Source organism: Halonatronomonas betaini (assembly GCF_015666175.1).
Classification (GTDB): Bacteria; Bacillota; Halanaerobiia; order Halanaerobiales; family Halarsenatibacteraceae; genus Halonatronomonas; species Halonatronomonas betaini.
The window spans coordinates 1-15,439 of the sequence record NZ_JADPIE010000006.1 but is presented as its reverse complement, the minus strand read 5'-3'; the positions used below and the strand labels follow the sequence as shown (position 1 = coordinate 15,439).

Sequence of the window (15,439 nt, the reverse complement as noted above, 5' to 3'; positions counted from 1 at the left end):
AAGTCCAGGAAGGTCTAACCCAGGTGGGGGTTGATTTGAAAAGAAGGAGTTCTTCGATATTTATCGAATTACATACTAATAAGGTTAATAGGATTAATTTAATAAGGATAATACGATTAATTCTCTGGAGGAATATATATGGGGAATACAAAAAGGATTATAAAATTAAAAATTGTCATAATTTTATTTTTATTTTTATTTTTATTTTTATTTATGCTGCCTGGAACTATCCAGGCAGAAATTCCCATGAAACCATGGAGATTTTTGATGGCCATGGTTCTATAATGCTGATGATTGATCAAAATACAGGAGAGATCATCTATGGCAATCAGGCTGCCCATGACTTTTACAGGTATCCAGGAGAAGAACTCCTAAATCAGAATATAAATGAGATAAACCAGCTCTCTGAAGAAGAAGTTGCCAGTGAGATGGCAGCAGCTGCCAGGGAGGAGCGCAATTATTTCCATTTTGAACACAGGCTGGCTGATGGCCAGATCAGGCATGTAGAGGTATATTCATATCCCCAGACATTTCAGGATAGAGAGATACTTTTTTCTATATTTAATGATGTCACTGAAAGGGTTCAGCTGGCCGCTAGAAATCAGGCAATCAATCGCAACTTTTATATAGCCCTGGGGGTAATAATTTTAACTCTGCTTATTTTCAGCAGCCTCCTCTACCGTAATTATAAAAAGCTTCAGGCCAGAAAAGATGAGATAGACAACTTTAACAAACTCCGGCAGACCTTTATCGATGCCGATGATAGCCTGATTTATCTAAAAGATAACGATTTAAAATATATCTTTGTCAATCAGAAAACCGCCGATTTTTATGGCCTGAAAAAGGAGGAAATAATCGGGAAAGACGATTACCAGATCTCCAATGAGGAGTTTGCCAGCCTCAAGGAGAGAACCGATAGGACAGCTCTCGATAGAATGGAAAGAGTTGTCGAAGAAGTCCAGGTTGACGGCAGAATTTATCATTCCAATAAGTTTCCAGTTGAACTTATCGATGGCAGCTATGGCGTCGGTGCCTATATTAAAGACATCACCGAGGATTATAGGCAGAAATCCAGGCTGGCAGTTGAACGGAATAAATATCTCCAGACGATCCTCTCTATTGGCGATGGTGTGATTGTTATTAATAATAAACAGGAGATCGAGATGATCAACAAAGTGGCCCAGGAACTGACAGGCTGGGATTACAAAGAGGCTAAAGGAAAGAATTACAGGGAGATCTTAAACTGGCGGCTGGCAGATAAAAATGGGAAAGGTTCAGGTAAAGATTTAAGCTCTGGCAAAAAGCGAGAACTGGAAGACCCAATCGAGCAGGCCTTTGCAACGGAAAGCATTCAGGAGTTGCAGGAAAATCTGATTCTTATCTCCAGAGATGGAAGCCGCTATTACCTGGAAGATTCGGCAGCCCCGATCAAAGATGATAATGGGAAAACAAGGGGAGTCGTCTTTGTTTTTAGAGATGCCACAGAGCAGAAAAAGCATCAGGAAGAGATAGAGCAACTAAGCTATCACGATCACTTAACAGGCCTATATAACCGCAGATTTTTTAAAGAAGAGCTAAAGAGGCTGGATGTGCCGAGAAATCTGCCGATATCTATTATAATTGGCGATCTTAATGGCTTAAAACTTACCAATGATATCTTTGGCCATTCAGCTGGAGATAAATTGATTATAAAGGCAGCAGAAACATTTAGAGAAGTCTGCCGGAAGGACGATATTATTGCCCGCTGGGGCGGTGATGAATTTATAATTCTTCTGCCGGAAACGCCAAAGAGTGCAGCCCTGAGTATTATTGAGAGAATCAAAACCAGCTATTCCAATAAGAACTTTAAAGCATTAACAGCCAGGATTTCACTGGGGGCAGGCACCAAAGAGAAAAAGGAACAGGATATCAATAAAATTCTCGACCGGGCCGAGAAATCAATGTATTCAACTAAAGCAGTTAATAAGGAAGAAGAGAATATTGGCCAAATAGAAAGCGTTATTAAAAATCTCTATAATAAATCTCCAGCAGAGAAAAGACATGCCATCAGGGTTAAAGACCTGGCCCTGAAATTTGCCAGCTATCTAAATCTAGAAGATTCTCTGATTCAAAAAATCGGCGAAGTCGCCTTTTATCATGATATTGGTAAAGTTGGCATTGACCCGGAAATTTTAAATAAAGAAGGTAGGCTGACTTATGAAGAATTTAAAGAGATGAAACTTCATCCTGTAATAGGTTACAGGATACTAAATTATTTTAAAGACACAGTTTCAATAGCTAGCTATGTCCTTTATCATCATGAAAACTGGGATGGCACAGGTTATCCAAAGAATTTAGCCGGCGAGAAAATTCCACTGGGGTCCAGGGTGATTAAGTTAGTTGAGACCTACGACATTATGACCTCAGAGTATTCATATAAGAAGCCAGTTAGCAGTAAAGAGGCATTGGATGAAATTAGAGAATATGCCGGCAGCCAGTTTGACCCTGAGCTGGCCGATAGATTCATTGATTTTATCGAGGAGTTAAGAGAAATAGAGGAGGACAAAAATGAATCAGACTGATACTACTGAAAGACCTAAAATTTCAGAAGAAGTAATAACAGGCTGGCAGCAGACTGTCGACGTAATTGCACGCCTGGCAGAGGTGCCGGCTGCCCTGATTATGAAGGCCGAGCCTCCCTATATGAAAGTCTTGATTGCCAGTAAAGGCGAAGATAATCCATATCATCCTGAAGATAAAGATGATATGGATGGCCTCTATTGCGAGCATGTTATTAAAACTGGAGAGAGCCTTAATATCCCTAATGCATTATTAGATGAAGACTGGAACGACAACCCTGATATTGAGCTAGGGATGATCTCCTATTTTGGTCTGCCCCTCCACTGGCCAGACGGCCAGGTCTTTGGCACTATCTGTATTTTAGATACCAGCGAGCGCCATTTCAGCCAGGATATCATTGATTTAATGAATAGATTCAAAGATACAGTTGAACTCCATTTAAAAATGTTATTACAGCAGGAAAATATCATTAAACTTAAAGATGACCTATTTGAGCGAGCCAAAGAACTTTCCTGCCTGATTGAAATCAGTGAACTATTAATGGAAAAGGAGCTGAAATTAGAGGAAATATTATCAAAAGTTGCAGACTTGCTCCCTGCATACTTTAAAAACCCGGCAAAAACAACAGTAACTATCAAATATAAATCAAACATCTACCCTGAAACTAAATCGCCTGATGACAGTTTTACATATCAGCAGGATATTAAGTGCGATGCCTGCCAGGATGCCTGGATAAAAGTTGATTTAGACAGAAATAGCCTGGATAGCAAAGACAGTGAAAAGCCAGAAATCCTGACTGAAGAAAAATCTCTGCTCAAAGCTGTAGCCAATCAGCTTTCAAGTATAATTGAACTCAAAGAAAAGGAAAAAAGCCTTGTCCTTGCCAGAAATCAGCTCTTTACCACCCTCTATTCGATTGGCGATGGCGTCATCGTTACAGACCTCGATGGCAAAGTCACCTTTATGAACGGCGTTGCCGAAGAACTAACTGGCTGGGAATATGAACAGGCTGCAGACCTGCCAGTCGAAAAAATCTTTAAAATCGTCAGTGCCAGGACCGGTGAGAGAGTTGAAAACCCGGTCCATCAGGTCTTAGAGCAAGGCGTGATTGTAGGCCTGGCTAATAATACGACTTTAATAGCCAGAGATGGAACTGCTCACCAGATAGCCGATACAGCTGCCCCGATCAGGGACCATTTAGGCAGAGTAACCGGGACAATCCTGGTCTTTTCTGATGTCACTGCAGAATATAATTATAAACGAGAGCTTGAGAACTCTCAGCAGGAACTAACCTATAAACAGCAGTGGCTTTCATCACTTTTCAAAAATAGCAATGATGCAATTGCCAGACTTGATGCCAATCATAAGATTCAGGCTATTAACCAGAAGTTCACAGAGCTATTTGGCTATAGCCTTGAGGAGATAAAAGGCATGGACCTGGATGATGTCCTGGATCAGCCAGAGCAAAAAGTTGCAAATAGAGAAGTGACTAGTAGATTTCTGGCCGGCAAGCAGGTGGAATTAGAAGGAATCAGGTATACTAAATCTGGAGAAGAAAAAGTCTGCCTGATTCGCGGCATTCCAGTTGAGATAGACGGCCAGATGGTTGGTGGCTATGCTCAGTATATCGATATTACAGCCAGAAAAGAGCAGGAAGAAAGACTGCAATATACAAGTACCCACGATCCCCTAACAGATCTGTATAATAGATTTCACCTGGAAAAAGAGCTGGTGAATTTAAATAGATTTAAAGAGTGTCCAGTAAGTATTATAATATTTGACCTCAATGGCCTAAAGCTGATTAATGATAGCTATGGCCATCGGGCAGGTGACCTGTTTTTAACCAAATTTGCTGAGATCCTGCAGGATAGCTTCTCAGACCCGGCAACTGTTGGCCGCTGGGGCGGCGACGAATTTCTAGCTATTATCCCGGAGGATCTTACCCGACAGGAGGTTGAGCAAATTGCAGAAAAAACAACCAGCAAGGAAATACAGATTAATTCAAATAATGGCGACGATTTATTTATCTCAGTGGCCTATGGTATTTCCATGAAGAGAAAACCTGAGGAAAATATCTTTGATACCCTTCATGATGCTGAAAACAACATGTATCGAGATAAACTCCTTAAAGAGAAAAGTACAAAAAGCAGGCTGGTCAAGCTCTTATTATCAGCCCTCCATGAAAAGAGCCAGGAAACAGAATCCCATGCAGTTAGAATGGCCGACCTGGCAACAGAACTTGGCAGGAGAGCCGGTCTAAGTGCTAATGAGCTGGATGGACTGGCAGTCCTGGCCCGGTTTCATGATATCGGCAAGATAATGATACCAAATAAGGTTTTAAATAAACCAGGCAGCCTTAGCGAAGAAGAGTGGAAACTGATAAAACGCCATCCAGTTAGCGGCTACCGGATCTGTTCCTCAATTGAAGATTTCTCCCATATAGCCGAAGAAGTCCTCTCCCATCATGAACGCTGGGATGGCTCCGGTTACCCCAGAGGTATAGCCGGCGAAGAGATCCCTGTGCTGGCAAGGATTATAGCAATCGTCGACGCCTTTGATGTCATGACCAATGGCCGACCATATAAGGAACCCTTAACTGAAGCCGAAGCCATTGCCGAGATCCAGGCCTGCGCCGGTACCCAGTTTGATCCGGAGCTGGCCGAGAAGTTTGTCCAGATGTTTGCTGAGGCAGATACTCCTATAACTACTGGTAATTTCGATATAAAAGGTGAAAATAGTATTTGAAAAGTTTTAATCCAAACCAGCTATATCTTTAGCACTTAGCTGGTTTTTTTATTTATTTCAAGAACTTTTTTAAAGTAAAATTGAGTAATGCCACCCTAATCAAAATTAAATTATTTAATAATAAAAATTGTCAGAATAGTTTCTTTTTGATATAATATTAATAATAAATATTATATTAATTTAGGGGGTGATTAAAATAGGTGATGAAAATATTGGTTTAACTATTAAAGATATCAGGAAGAGCCGGGGATATAGCCTGGCCAAATTATCTGATTTAACTGGTTTATCTGTTGGTTATTTAAGCAATGTCGAAAGGAATAAAAATAGTCCAACCGTCAGCTCTTTGAGAAAAATAGTTGATGCATTAGACATAACAGTCCCTGATTTATTTAATAACGACTGCTCAAAAAGAAAACATCTTAAAAAATCTGAAAGAAAAGAGATTATCAGATCAAAAAAAGAAGGAATTAAATACGAACTTTTAACAACAGACATCTGCAAAGAAATGGAACCGTTATTACTCACTGTTAAGCCAGGGGCATCTTCCGGTGAAGAGCAGCACCAGCATGAGGGAGAAGAATTTGGCTTTATTATTCAAGGTGAGTTAACATATTATGTCGGTGATGATAAATATCATCTTCAGGCAGGAGATTCTATTTATCACAAAGCTTCAGATTTTCACTCGTATAAAAATGAAGGTAATATTACCTCTATCAGCCTCTGGGTTGTCACCCCTCCATCATTTTAGTTTGACAAAATTCAGAAATTTCTCATGATAAATAAATAATTAATCATTGATTAAAGGAATTCAAAGATATTTCTAGAAGATTAATTATAGTAAAGTGAAAATAGACTAAAGTATAGTGAACATTTCATTAAAATATATTTTAAATTTTACTTATTAGCTTATTAGAGGAGGGTTTATATGGATAATCTTTCATTAATCGATCCAGAGGCCAGTCGCTGTCTGAAAAATGAACTAAACCGTCAGGAAAATACAATTGAGTTAATAGCCTCAGAAAATTTTGTGTATAACTCAATATTAAAAGCCCAGGGTTCAATTTTTACGAACAAATACGCTGAAGGTTATCCAGGAGAAAGATATCATGGCGGATGTGAAAATATAGACTGTATTGAATCAATGGCCATAGAAAGAGCATGCAAACTATTTAATGCCGATCACGCCAATGTTCAGCCTCACTCTGGAGTAAATGCCAACCTTGCAGCCTACATGGCTTTGCTAGAGCCTGGAGATACAATTTTAGGTATGAATTTAAGTCATGGTGGTCACTTATCCCATGGCAGTAAAGTAAGTATAACTGGAGAATATTATAATTCTATAATTTATGGCGTAAGAGAAGATGATGAAAGAATAGATTTTGCTGAAATTGAAGAAAAAGCAACTAAACATCAGCCAGAATTAATAATAGCTGGAGCCAGCGCCTATTCCAGGGAAATTGATTTTAAAAAGTTTAGAGAAATAGCGGATAAAGTTGGTTCAAAATTAATGGTAGATATGGCTCATATAGCCGGTCTGGTGGCAGCTGGAGAACACCTTAATCCAGTCCCTTATGCAGATGTAGTAACAAGTACATCAACCAAAACACTCCGGGGAGCCAGAGGTGGATTTATCCTGACAAAAGATAAATGGGCAGAAAAGATTGACAAAGCTGTATTCCCAGGAGTTCAGGGAGGTCCGATAGTTCAAAATATATTTGCCAAGGCAATAACCTTTAAAATAGCAGCTACTGAAGTTTTTAAGAAATACCAGCAACAGATCTGCCTGAATACAAATTATCTGGCTGAATTGCTAGATGATGCAGGTTTAAGAATAGTCTCAGGTGGAACTGACAACCATTTATTTCTAGTCGACTTATGCCCCTGGAATTTGACAGGTGAGAGAGCAGAAGAAATATTAAATGAGATTGGCATTACTGTAAATAAAAACTTAATCCCCTATGATCAGAAATCTCCAAAAGTTACAAGTGGAATAAGAATTGGAACTGCAGCAGTTACATCACGTGGTTTTGGCCAGGAAGATATAAAAAAGCTGGCAGATATAATAATAGAAGCATTGAGAATTGAAGCTGATAATAAAACCTCTGATAAAACAAAACAGAAAGAACTAAAAGCAGAAGTCAAAGAACTCTGCTTGAAAAATCCTTTATATCTATCTCCACTGGAGAATGAACTGATAGAAGATTATATTAAATAATTACCAATAAAATTATTTCAGGGAGGACTGATTATGAATCTAAGAGAAGAGAGTCAGGCTTTAAAAGAGAAGCTAGTAAAAATCAGAAGAAAAATTCACAGGAACCCTGAATTGAGCTTTGAGGAGCATGAGACTGGAGATCTAATAGAAGAAATTTTAAAAGAACATGATATTGATGTTACAAGAGGAGTTGGAAAGACAGGGGTTGTCGGCATTCTTAATAAAGAAAAGCCTGGACCGGTGGTTGCTTTAAGAGGAGATATCGATGCCCTGCCAATTGAAGAACAGAATGATATTCCGTTTAAATCAGAAAACCCAGGGAAAATGCACGCCTGCGGCCATGATGTCCATACAACCTCCCTGCTTGGAGCAGCAATGCTCTTAAGTGAAAAAAGAGATGAGATACCTGGCCAGGTAAAATTTATCTTTCAGCCAGCTGAAGAAATAAACAAAGGAGCAAAGGCAATGATTGAAGATGGAGTTCTCTCAAACCCTGATGTTGACGCCATCTTTGGCCTCCATACAAAACCAGATATACCTGCTGGCCAGGTAGGTGTTAAATATGGCCCGTTAATGGCAGCAGTAGATACCATAAAAATTACAATTAAAGGCGAGGGTGGTCATGGTGCTATTCCCCATCATACCAGAGATTCAATAGTAGCCGCCTCTTCAATAATCCAAAACTTACAGACAATAGTTAGCAGAAGAATCTCCCCATTTGAAACAGCAGTAATTTCTTTTGGAACAATTAATGGTGGGACTGCCAATAATGTGATTTCTGAAGAAGTAAAACTGACAGGAACAGGCCGTTCCTTTAAACCTGAGGTTCGGGAACAACTTCCTGAACTATTAAAGAATATTGTAAATAACACCTGTGCAGCACATGATACCGAGGCTGAAATAGAATATATAAATGATTTGCCTGCAGTTATTAATGACAATGAGATGGCCGGACATGCAGCAAAAGCTGTTCAAAAAATTGCAGGTGAAGATGGTCTCATTGAACCGGAACCAACCGGTGGTGGAGAAGACTTTGCTATGTATATGCAAGAAGTCCCTGGTTGTTTCATGTTTTTAGGTGTTAGAAATGAAGATGAGGGGATAGTCCATCAATGGCATCACCCAAAATATAATGTTGATGAAACTGCTATTCCGATTGGAGCCGGCTCACTTGCCCAGGCTGTTATCGAATTTTTTAACTCAAATAGTTGAGGTGGAATAATTAAATGAAGATAAATTTAGAGAGGCTTAAAAATAATTTAATAGAATTGGGCTGGTTCGGTTTTGATGGCAACCCAGATAAAGAAATACCAGCTGGAGATAATGGTATTACCAGATTGCCATATAGCACTGATTATTTAAAGGCAGAGGATTATGTTCGAGAGCTCATGGAAAAAGCTGGACTAAAAGTATGGAAAGATCCAGCAGGAAACTTATTTGGAAAGCTGTCAGGCAAAAGTGAAAAAGGTGAAATGATCGTAATCGGTTCCCACATAGATACAGTAATAAATGGCGGTTTATTTGATGGTAGCCTTGGGGTGATGGCAGCAGTAGAATCTCTAAGGGTGCTAAAAGAAAACAACTATCAGAACAATCATGACCTTATAGCAGCAGTATTTACCGGAGAAGAAGGCGTTAAATACCCTGGTTATCTTGGTAGCCGGGCCTTTATTGGTGATAAATTCTCTGATAAAGAAATAAAGGAGCTAGCAGATACAGGAGTTGGAGAAAAAGAGCTTAAAGAATCAGCAGTAAATACTGAAAAAATAAAAAACTATCTTGAACTTCACATTGAACAGGGGCAGGTCTTAAAAGAGAAAGCCAAAAATATTGGCATAGTTGAGGGGATTGTTGGTATATCCAGATATAAAGCTTTAGTAACAGGCAAACCCAATCATGCCGGCACAACTCCAATGGATATGAGAGATGACGCACTTCTTAAAGCCAGCAAAGTTATTTTAGAGATAAATAGAATTGTTAAAGAACTCAATGGAGATCATGGCCGAATGGTAGGCACAGTTGGCCAGCTTAATCTTAAACCTGGTGCTGTCAATGTAATACCTGGCGGAACCGAATTTTCCATTGAATTAAGAGATATGGAAAAAGAAAATATTGATAAAGCTATAAAGTCAATTGAAAACCTTGAAGTCAAAGGATTAGAGATTGAAGAACAATTCCATGAAGGAGGTGTATATTTAGATAAGAAAGTTCAAAAGGAAATAGCTGGTGCAGCTGAAGCATTAAATTATGATTATCTTAAGATGCTAAGCGGAGCCGGCCATGATGCCAGTCCAATGGCTAGAGTAACATCAGCTGGAATGGTCTTTGTACCAAGTAAGGATGGAATAAGTCATAGTCCTGAAGAATGGACAGACTGGCAGGATGTTGAAAAAGGAGCAAATCTAATACTTGAGACAGTTAAAAAGCTTGATAATAAGAATTAAACAGGGAGGTCAAATTTTATGAGTGAAAATAAAAAACAGAATAATAATAATGGCAAAACTATAGCAGAAGTCATTGAAACTAATAATCGATTAAATATTTTCATTAAAATCTATGCAGTTGTTTTTGCAATTGTAATCATTTCAGAATTTATAGGTACCCAGGAATTTGAGCTTGGACCAGGAGAAGTTGTATTATTGCCAATGCTTTTTGCAGTAGTTATTGGAATGACAATAACTCCAGATTTGCTCGGTTCAAAAATTGGAGTATTAAGAGAACTGGTCGATGATGATGTGATGGAACTAGCAGCTCCAATAGTAATGATTTCACTTTTACCCCTGGGTGTAAAGTATGGAACCTTAGTCGGCCCTGATATAGTTGCAATAATAGAAGCTGGACCTGCATTATTACTCCAGGAATTAGGTAATTTAGGTACAATCTTTATATCACTCCCGATAGCCTTATTATTAGGAATGAAAAGAGAGGCTGTTGGTGCAACTGTAAGTATTGCCCGTGAGCCGACATTAGGAGTTATCGGAGAAAAATACGGAATAGATTCCCCTGAGGGTACAGGTGTATTGGGAACCTATCTGACAGGTACTGTTTTTGGTACAATCTTTTTTGGAATACTTGGTGCATTCTCAACTGTTACCGGACTCCATCCACTGGCTCTGGCTATGGGAACAGGCATGGGTAGTGGCAGTATGATGGCAGCTGGTTCTGGTTCTCTTGCTGAAGCAGTACCAGAAATGTCAGAAACAGTTCTAGCCTATGCCGCAACCAGTAATATGCTTACCGGTGTTACAGGATTATATGTTGTAGTTTTTGTTGCAGTACCACTAGTAAACTTCTTATATGATAAACTTGAGCCCATCCTTGGAAGAGGCAAAAAGAAGGAGGATAAATAATGGGTAAATTAGATGGTAGAAAAATAATAAATCAGCTAAAAGTATTAATAGTAGTTGGTATTATGATCCTGGTTGGACAGAGAATTGGTTATGGCCATGATGCTATTGAAGCAATACCTGGGATGATAATGATCATAGTTTTATCTCAGCTTGCTTTAATAATCAAAGATGCCTTTCCTAATATCCGATTTCCAGCCTTTGCCTGGGCATCACTGGCAGCTCTATTACTTTCAATGCCATTTATGCCCACTCAGGATATCTTTCTTGAATACACTGATAGAATAGAATTTTTAGGGACTACTACCCCAATTCTTGCCTTTGCCGGTATTTCTGTCGGTAACAAAATCCAGAAGCTAAAATCCCTAAGCTGGAAAGTCTTTGTCGTTGCCATATTTGTATTTGTTGGGACCTTCTTTGGTTCAGCCATTGTTGCACATATTGTTTTAACAATGCAGGGAATTATTTAAATCTACCTATAAAATCAGGCAGCCAGATAAATTGGCTGCCTCTTAACTATAAACTGGAGGTGTGATAATTTGAATATCAGAGAACTGAAAAATAAAGCTTTAGAGAATATTGAAGCCAATAAAGATAAAATAATTGAAATTGGCGAGAAAATATATAATAACCCGGAGCTCGGCTATAAAGAGAATTTTGCAACAGATTTAGTTTTTGATGAAATGGATAAGCTAGGACTCAACCCTGAGAAAAACCTGGCAGTTACTGGATGTAATGGGATCCTTGACACAGGAAAAAAAGGTCCCCAAATTGCTGTCATGGGAGAACTGGATGCTGTTATCTGTAGAGAACATCCTGATGCTGACCCGAAAACAGGTGCCGTCCATGCCTGTGGTCATAATATCCAAACAGCAGCAATGCTTGGTGTCGCATTTGGCCTAAATGATCAGTCAGTACTCGATCAACTGGCAGGGCAGATTGAATTTATGGCAGTCCCTGCTGAAGAATATGTAGAGATAGAGTATCGCTTGGACTTAAAAGAAAACGGAGAAATAAGTTATCTTGGCGGCAAACAGGAAATGATAAAACGAGGCCATTTCGATGATATTGATATCTCAATGATGATCCACTCGATGGATTTACAGGACAAAAAAGTTTTAATTAGCCCTAGTGGTAATGGCTTTGTTGGTAAAAAAGTTCAATTTACCGGTAAAGAAGCCCATGCCGGTGGTGCCCCTGATCAGGGAATAAATGCCCTCAATGCAGCAATGCTGGCGATTAATAATATTAATGCCCTGAGGGAGACCTTTAAAGATGAGGATAGAATAAGAGTCCACCCGATAATTACCAAAGGTGGCGATATAGTTAATATTGTTCCAGCAGATGTCAGGATGGAATCCTATGTTAGAGGCCGGACTATTGATGCTCTAATGGAGGCAAATAAAAAAGTGAATAATGCCCTCCGTGCCGGTGGCATGGCTATAGGTGCTGATGTTGATATAAATGATATCCCAGGCTATATGCCCCTTCTAAATGATGAAAATTTAGATGATATTCTACATGAAAACACTGATGGCCTTGTTACTGAAGAAGAAATAGTCAGAGGTGTAAGTTTTACCGGCTCCTTTGATTTTGGTGATATTACACATATCATGCCAGGACTTCATCCATTTATTGGTGGTGTAGAAGGAGATATTCACACCAGAAACTTTAGAATGAAAGATCCTGAGACAGCATACATCTTATCAGCTAAATTAATGGCGCTAACATTAATAGATTTACTCGTAGATGATGCTGCCAGGGCCAATAAAGTAATTAATCAGTATGAACCCAAGCTAACTAAAGAAGAATATCTTGAATTACTGGCAGATATTTAATTTAAACTAGATGAGAATTTAAAATTATAGGTATTAATATTTGCTTAAAGCCCAGAGTGAGAGAATATATTCTCTCACTCTGGGCTTTATTTAATGGTTTTTAAGAAAGTCTACCCCGGTTAGTCTGGCTTAATCATACCCAGTTGACTTAATCTCTGGCCTCAATCACCAGGTTGTGATATAATTAAACAAAATAACCAAAACATTCCCTGGCAGGTCCAGGCAAGACTAACTCAGAAAGACGAGACCAATCCAGGTAAGCAAGATTAACTTAGGTAGACATGACTGTTCCAGGTAAGCAAGACTAAATCAGGTAGGCATGACTAAAATTCGTTGGAGGAGGAAGCTAATGAATATAAATTTAGATAGACTCAAAAACAACATAATCAGACTGGGCTGGTTCGGCTTTGCCGGTGATGAAAATAAAGAAATACCAATCGGCGACAAAGGCATCACCAGGCTGCCATATACCAGAGTTTACACAGAGGCAGAGGAGTTTGTCAGGGAGCAGATGGAAGAGGCAGGGCTGGAGACTTATACAGACCCGATCGGTAACCTCTTTGGCATATTCCCTGGCGAAAACCAGACCGATGAGATGATAGTGATCGGCTCCCATATCGATACCGTCGTCAAAGGTGGCCTGTTTGACGGCAGCCTCGGGGTGCTGGCAGCAGTTGAATGCCTGAGGGTGCTCAAAGAAAATGGCTACCAGAGCAATCATAAACTGGTGGCAGCAGTCTTTAATGGCGAGGCCGGGGTAAAATATCCTCCTTATTTAGGGAGCAGGGCCTTTATCGGCGACAAATTCTCATACGACGAGCTAAATCAGATAAGGTCAGCCAGGCTTGGCGAGGCCGAACTCGAAGCTTCAGCAGTCGATACCAGCAGAATCAAAAACTTCCTGGAACTCCATATCGAACAGGGTCAGGTCTTAGAAGAGATGGAAAAACCAATCGGCGTCGTCAATGGAATAGTAGGCATCTCCAGATACAGAGCCACAACGACAGGCAGGGCCGACCATTCAGGAACAACACCGATGGAACTCCGGGACGACGCCTTAATCAAGGCCAGCAGAATCATCCTGGAGCTTGAGAAAACAGTTAAAAAGCTCAATCAAGACGGCGGCCGGATGGTAGTAACAGTTGGCGATATAAAGGTGAAATCTGGCGCAGTCAATATAATTCCAGATGAAGTCGAGTTTTTAATCGAGATCAGAGATATGGAAAAGGCAAATATCAATAAAGTCTTCAAGTCAATCGAAGACCTTAATATCAAAGGCTTAAAAATTAAAGAGACCTATTATGAAGAGAGCACCTATCTCAACAAAGCTGTCCAGCAGGAGATAGCCAGCGCAGCTAAAAGCCTGGGCTATGATTACATGGATATCCTCAGCGGCTCAGGCCACCATGCAGGCCCGATGGCCGGAGTAGCCCCGACAGGCATGATCTTTGTGCCCAGTAAAGACGGCATCAGCCACAGCCCCGATGAATGGACAGACTGGGAGGATATCGAAAAAGGAGCCAACGTCCTCCTGGAAACAATCAAGCGGCTGGATAAACCCAAGAAACATTAATGTTTTCTGGAAAGGTCCAGGAAAACCCAATCCGCAGCCAGGTCTAGCCCGGGGTGGAAGATAGAATAAATGAAAATAGTGGTCTTATGTGGTAAAATGAAGATAAGAAATATAAATTTAAACCTTTGAAATGGAGGGATTATTATGAAACTGGCTGGAGATAAGAAGTTTGTATTGAATATACCAGAAGATGTCTATCAGGCCATGAAATTGCCTGAAAGCGAGAAAGAGGAAAGATTGATGGAGGAATTAGCTCTGGCTTTATATGAAGAAAAGATCCTTTCATTTGGGAAAGCCAGAGAATTAGCTGATATGAGTAAGTGGGAATTTCATGATTTACTCAATAAAAGGGGAATAAAGAGGCATTATAATGAAGAAAATTTAGAAGAGGATATTGAGTATGGTAGTTGATAAAACAATAATTGAGCTTCTAAGGTGATTTATTTTTGGAAGAGGGATAAAAGATATGAAAAGAGAAATTAATATTCCTAATCAAGATAAATTGATAAATTTCTTTAAAAACCATAATAACATCAATACAGTATATATCTTTGGCTCCCATGGCACCGATTATGAGAATGACCGCAGCGATATAGATCTCGGAATCTTATTTTCAAAACCTCCTGAAATTTTAAAGCAAATGAACTTAGAGGCTGAAATTGAGGAAATTATAGGCCAGGAAGTCGATATTGTCTCTCTTAATAAATGCAATATTTTGCTAAAACATAAAGTGATTAAAGAAGGCGAGAAGATCTATGAGCAGGATGAAATAAAAACGGCAGATTTTATCGAAAATGTCCTGAAGTATTATTTTGATTACAGGATAAAAATGAAACGTTTCAGGGAGGATTTCAAGGAAGGTTTGAGGGAGGAAATTAGATAAACCTTGAAGATTTTGATTATTGTATAAAACAAATTTTTGATAGATATTCTTAATAACTTTCTTACCAGGGCCATAAGCTCTGGTCTTTTTTTATCCAGTAATAAATGCTGGCTAAAGTTAATGAGATTCTAGCTTTGATCATAAGAGTAGAATAAACCACTTGACAAATAATACCAATAAAGGTATATTAAGATTATGTAAGTAAAACAGCAGTATGATATAATTATATTAAGGGAAAGCGAGGAAGCTATGCCTGAGAAAATTACTGATGGTAAAGTT

At 39.2% G+C, this 15,439-nt stretch carries 12 protein-coding genes; all 12 read left to right on the top strand.

Going from position 1 to position 15,439, the window contains the following annotated elements; genetic code table 11:
• Window positions 1-35: 35 nt before the first annotated feature.
• The 12 genes from I0Q91_RS10460 (at window position 36) to mntA (ending at window position 15,160) form a co-directional block, all read left to right on the top strand.
• Entirely contained in the window at window positions 36-2,561 is a 2,526-nt protein-coding gene (locus tag I0Q91_RS10460; protein ID WP_270454480.1) for a diguanylate cyclase, read from the top strand.
• Window positions 2,548-5,304: an HD domain-containing phosphohydrolase gene (locus I0Q91_RS10455; protein WP_270454478.1), complete on the top strand. Its 2,757-nt coding sequence runs from the start codon at window positions 2,548-2,550 to the stop codon at window positions 5,302-5,304. The genes I0Q91_RS10460 and I0Q91_RS10455 overlap by 14 nt, the downstream gene beginning before the upstream one ends.
• Window positions 5,305-5,491: 187 nt before the next feature.
• Window positions 5,492-6,052: a helix-turn-helix domain-containing protein gene (locus I0Q91_RS14455; protein WP_270454477.1), complete on the top strand. Its 561-nt coding sequence runs from the start codon at window positions 5,492-5,494 to the stop codon at window positions 6,050-6,052.
• 177 nt (window positions 6,053-6,229) lie between these two features.
• Window positions 6,230-7,519, top strand: a complete 1,290-nt coding sequence (locus tag I0Q91_RS10445; RefSeq protein WP_270454476.1) for a serine hydroxymethyltransferase — start codon at window positions 6,230-6,232, stop codon at window positions 7,517-7,519.
• 33 nt (window positions 7,520-7,552) lie between these two features.
• Window positions 7,553-8,731, top strand: a complete 1,179-nt coding sequence (locus tag I0Q91_RS10440; RefSeq protein WP_270454475.1) for a M20 metallopeptidase family protein — start codon at window positions 7,553-7,555, stop codon at window positions 8,729-8,731.
• 14 nt (window positions 8,732-8,745) lie between these two features.
• Complete coding sequence (locus I0Q91_RS10435; RefSeq protein ID WP_270454474.1) at window positions 8,746-9,963, top strand: Zn-dependent hydrolase; 1,218 nt, start codon at window positions 8,746-8,748, stop codon at window positions 9,961-9,963.
• Window positions 9,964-9,981: 18 nt separating this feature from the next.
• On the top strand, window positions 9,982-10,869 hold the full coding sequence (locus I0Q91_RS10430) for a DUF3100 domain-containing protein (RefSeq protein ID WP_270454473.1): 888 nt from the start codon (window positions 9,982-9,984) through the stop codon (window positions 10,867-10,869).
• Entirely contained in the window at window positions 10,869-11,336 is a 468-nt protein-coding gene (locus tag I0Q91_RS10425) for a hypothetical protein (RefSeq protein WP_270454471.1), read from the top strand. Before I0Q91_RS10430 ends, I0Q91_RS10425 begins: the two co-directional genes overlap by 1 nt.
• Before the next feature lie 69 nt (window positions 11,337-11,405).
• Window positions 11,406-12,704 (top strand): amidohydrolase, encoded by a 1,299-nt coding sequence (locus I0Q91_RS10420; RefSeq protein ID WP_270454470.1) that lies wholly within the window; start codon window positions 11,406-11,408, stop codon window positions 12,702-12,704.
• Window positions 12,705-13,053: 349 nt separating this feature from the next.
• The gene (locus I0Q91_RS10415) at window positions 13,054-14,277 is read left to right on the top strand and encodes a Zn-dependent hydrolase (protein WP_270454468.1); all 1,224 of its coding nucleotides are present in this window, start codon (window positions 13,054-13,056) and stop codon (window positions 14,275-14,277) included.
• Between the two features lie 144 nt (window positions 14,278-14,421).
• Entirely contained in the window at window positions 14,422-14,688 is a 267-nt protein-coding gene (locus tag I0Q91_RS10410; RefSeq protein WP_270454466.1) for a UPF0175 family protein, read from the top strand.
• 55 nt (window positions 14,689-14,743) lie between these two features.
• Window positions 14,744-15,160 (top strand): type VII toxin-antitoxin system MntA family adenylyltransferase antitoxin, encoded by a 417-nt coding sequence (gene mntA / locus I0Q91_RS10405; protein WP_270454464.1) that lies wholly within the window; start codon window positions 14,744-14,746, stop codon window positions 15,158-15,160.
• Window positions 15,161-15,439: the final 279 nt, after the last annotated feature.

What these genes read in the sequence shown, in the direction of transcription:
- I0Q91_RS10445 (WP_270454476.1), top strand. Translation starts at nt 6,230, where the DNA reads ATGGATAATCTTTCATTAATCGATCCAGAGGCCAGTCGCTGTCTGAAA.
- I0Q91_RS10425 (WP_270454471.1), top strand. Translation starts at nt 10,869, where the DNA reads ATGGGTAAATTAGATGGTAGAAAAATAATAAATCAGCTAAAAGTATTA.
- I0Q91_RS10440 (WP_270454475.1), top strand. Translation starts at nt 7,553, where the DNA reads ATGAATCTAAGAGAAGAGAGTCAGGCTTTAAAAGAGAAGCTAGTAAAA.
- I0Q91_RS10435 (WP_270454474.1), top strand. Translation starts at nt 8,746, where the DNA reads ATGAAGATAAATTTAGAGAGGCTTAAAAATAATTTAATAGAATTGGGC.
- I0Q91_RS10455 (WP_270454478.1), top strand. Translation starts at nt 2,548, where the DNA reads ATGAATCAGACTGATACTACTGAAAGACCTAAAATTTCAGAAGAAGTA.
- I0Q91_RS10410 (WP_270454466.1), top strand. Translation starts at nt 14,422, where the DNA reads ATGAAACTGGCTGGAGATAAGAAGTTTGTATTGAATATACCAGAAGAT.
- I0Q91_RS10430 (WP_270454473.1), top strand. Translation starts at nt 9,982, where the DNA reads ATGAGTGAAAATAAAAAACAGAATAATAATAATGGCAAAACTATAGCA.
- I0Q91_RS10415 (WP_270454468.1), top strand. Translation starts at nt 13,054, where the DNA reads ATGAATATAAATTTAGATAGACTCAAAAACAACATAATCAGACTGGGC.
- mntA (WP_270454464.1), top strand. Translation starts at nt 14,744, where the DNA reads ATGAAAAGAGAAATTAATATTCCTAATCAAGATAAATTGATAAATTTC.